This is a genomic window from Rothia sp. P5764, assembly GCF_048512965.1.
Lineage (GTDB): Bacteria > Actinomycetota > Actinomycetes > Actinomycetales > Micrococcaceae > Rothia.
Genome location: NZ_JBLXXQ010000014.1, coordinates 1 through 2,431, shown reverse-complemented (window position 1 = coordinate 2,431; position 2,431 = coordinate 1). Strand labels below are relative to the sequence as shown.

Annotated in this window: 4 protein-coding genes and 1 pseudogene; 2 read left to right on the top strand and 3 right to left on the bottom strand. The window is 46.4% G+C overall.

Annotation, left to right across the window (positions count from 1 at the left end; genetic code table 11):
• The first annotated feature begins 409 nt into the window (after positions 1-409).
• Together ACN08Y_RS10840 and ACN08Y_RS10835 are read left to right on the top strand one after the other, a co-directional pair.
• Positions 410-889 (top strand): hypothetical protein, encoded by a 480-nt coding sequence (locus ACN08Y_RS10840; RefSeq protein ID WP_419112717.1) that lies wholly within the window; start codon positions 410-412, stop codon positions 887-889.
• A complete protein-coding gene (locus ACN08Y_RS10835; RefSeq protein WP_419100333.1) occupies positions 867-1,334 on the top strand; it encodes a hypothetical protein in 468 nt (155 codons plus the stop codon). The genes ACN08Y_RS10840 and ACN08Y_RS10835 overlap by 23 nt, the downstream gene beginning before the upstream one ends.
• Before the next feature lie 24 nt (positions 1,335-1,358).
• On the opposite strand, the gene ACN08Y_RS10830 is transcribed toward ACN08Y_RS10835, so the two are convergent.
• The 3 genes and pseudogenes from ACN08Y_RS10830 to ACN08Y_RS10820 form a co-directional block, all read right to left on the bottom strand.
• Entirely contained in the window at positions 1,359-1,670 is a 312-nt protein-coding gene (locus ACN08Y_RS10830) for a hypothetical protein (protein ID WP_419100334.1), read from the bottom strand.
• Positions 1,667-2,137, bottom strand: coding sequence for a primase C-terminal domain-containing protein (locus tag ACN08Y_RS10825; protein WP_419112718.1), 471 nt, complete (start codon positions 2,135-2,137; stop codon positions 1,667-1,669). Before ACN08Y_RS10825 ends, ACN08Y_RS10830 begins: the two co-directional genes overlap by 4 nt.
• Positions 2,061-2,321: pseudogene (locus ACN08Y_RS10820) on the bottom strand (replication initiation protein); the annotation flags it as partial. The pseudogene ACN08Y_RS10820 and the gene ACN08Y_RS10825, both read right to left, overlap by 77 nt.
• Positions 2,322-2,431 lie beyond the last annotated feature (110 nt).

The window sequence follows — 2,431 nt, the reverse complement described above, 5'->3', positions numbered from 1 at the left end:
GGAGTAAAAATACAGTGCAGTGCACTTCAATGCCACAGGTGTGTAAGAAAAAAGTCCCTAGAAATCAGGTCAGAGCTGATCGGTAAGTGTGTGGGTCTAGCTGCTGTTGGCTGGTTATGTATCCGTTGTGTGAATATTACGGAGATTTTCAAATCGGTTCTGGTTAGGCATTTTATCGGATATATCATCTAATTGTGGTGTAATAAGTTGACTTATTTAAAGCGTATATGGTTAGCTTTATGTGTCGCTAGTCACCAGAGTAAAGATGCTCTATACAAAAGGAAGAACAATGTCTCTTGCAAAGAAGTGTTAAACAGGATTTGTAACCGGTACGCTAGCTCTAGGAGCGCTTGGAATTGCCCCTGCCCATGCGAATAATCCAGTGCATGAAGAAAGTGCAGAAAGAACTTTGGCTACCAACAGTACGTTGCATGAAGTAGCAAATGATTCTGGTTATAACTATCGCCATGAGTACTCTATTACACCCACATACGCTGATACTCTGCCTGGCCACGAAATATGGAAAATTGTTACTAAACAATTTAGTAATGTTTTCCCTATACCTGGAATGGTTGATAATCCGCAGCCAGGTCAGGAAGTTATCCTGCTAGGTAACAACCCTATTCGGATTCTGGAAGTCGGGGACCGTCACATAAAAATTCTTTCGCTTGAAAGTCATAGGCTTGGGCCTGACAACATCGTTACTTTAGGCGTCAGTGCTGACGGTAGAACTCTTGTAGCAGAAGCCCATGGGCCTCATGATCCTGGTTTCCCTGACAGCTTCATTGCTTGGCCCACGTGGAACGCATTTTCGAACAATATTGTTCATGCTGTATATGAAAGCGAACCTGGAGGAGTGATTCCCAGTGACATTGATGCACAGCACTAAACTCTCTAGCAACACCAAAATATTTCTGTTAATTTCTGTACCTATCATGATTTTTCTCACCGTAGTGCTCGCGTCGTTGCCAGTTCTTTCTCATGCTGGACTATGGGGAGAAGTATCATCTAATCCACAGAAATTCGGTCAATTTTTCAATATATACGGTCTTATTCCCGCTGCTATTTATGGTTTGGCTTACTTTGCCAACTCTATTCTTTCCAGAGGTTCTCAGCGAGAAGGCGGTTTTCCTATGATTAACTGGGGAATTTTTGGAATTAGTGCTTACCTCGTTGCTTTCCTCTTCTACCTCTGGCTAACGAAAAGTGCTGAAGCCATTAACTCTATTTCTTGGATTATTCCTTTAGGCATCACGTCTGTCTGTGCTATTCACTTTTTTATGGTTCACAAGGCCGTTTTGCATATGCGTGTGCATAAGCTAAAGACCGCTTAATCTTATAGGAACCCAAAAACATATTTATTTTCTATTTGGATAATTTGATTTTTTGGTACTTTCCTTACGAGCACGATAAGCACCCTCTTTCACAGTCGAAACTGCAAGCTTAAAGTGCTTGGTGGTCTGAGTCCACGAGTCCCCTAAATCGTCATGATAGGCGCGGATCTCTTCTCGCTCTTGGGCTTTTTCAGTCAGCCAGTCAGTACGGCTACGAGAAGTCCAACGTTGTGCAGTGCGTTCAGAAACACCTACACGTTGTGCAACTTGTTTAGCCGTCTGAATTCCCCGCGAATAGCAAGCATAGACGCTAGGGGGCAGTTCTTCAGTGTTCACAGAAGCCAGTTCCTTTCGCGTGCTTTAGTAGCTCCTACATTCCCGCTTTTTATTCCACCTTTGCGTCCCCGTGCGAACTGGATAGCCGTAAAAGTTGCTTCATAAACAGCTTCCCCGTCATTCCACAACCGAGACTCAGCCACAACCCACCGCACAATGCTGTTAGCAATTTGCTGAGCTTCTTGCTCAGGTAATGGGTCTTTGAAATCAGCATTTAGACCGTGCACATGAGCCGTCACAGCCCTTTCTAAGCTCTCAGGACTGCCGAAGTGGTTCCGTACCTCTCGATAAGCCCACAGGCGCGCAGAATCGAAAATAAGGCAGTTTCTGCCTAGACCGGCGGCGTAGCGTCGTTTAGTTTTACGCCAGGAGGGGCTAGGAAGGCAGCTATCAGCTTCTAGAGCCGTTTTCAGCTCGTCTAAGGCATAGGGCGTGGGTGTGGAGCTGGTAAGCCTCCCAGGAAACATGTAACGGGTTTTTAGTGATAAGCCCGGCATAGCCTTTATCTCCGTCTACTGCGATTCTTAGGCCTTCGGTAATGGCATGGGCGTAGGCGATTGGCTTGCGGTGGGCATACTCGGTGCGAGGAATGGGGGAAGCTAGGAGCCACAGGGCATGTGCGTGACCGTTGGCAGGGTTGGCTACGACCCAGTTAGGCCGGTAGCTCTCGCACCAGGTTGGTGCTTGGTTGTGGTGTCATAGTGTTCTTTCGGGTTGAGAACCCCAACGAGGTAGTCCTGGTCGAGGCCTTCAAGGACGAT

What these genes read in the sequence shown, in the direction of transcription:
- ACN08Y_RS10825 (WP_419112718.1), bottom strand. Translation starts at nt 2,137, where the DNA reads ATGTTTCCTGGGAGGCTTACCAGCTCCACACCCACGCCCTATGCCTTA.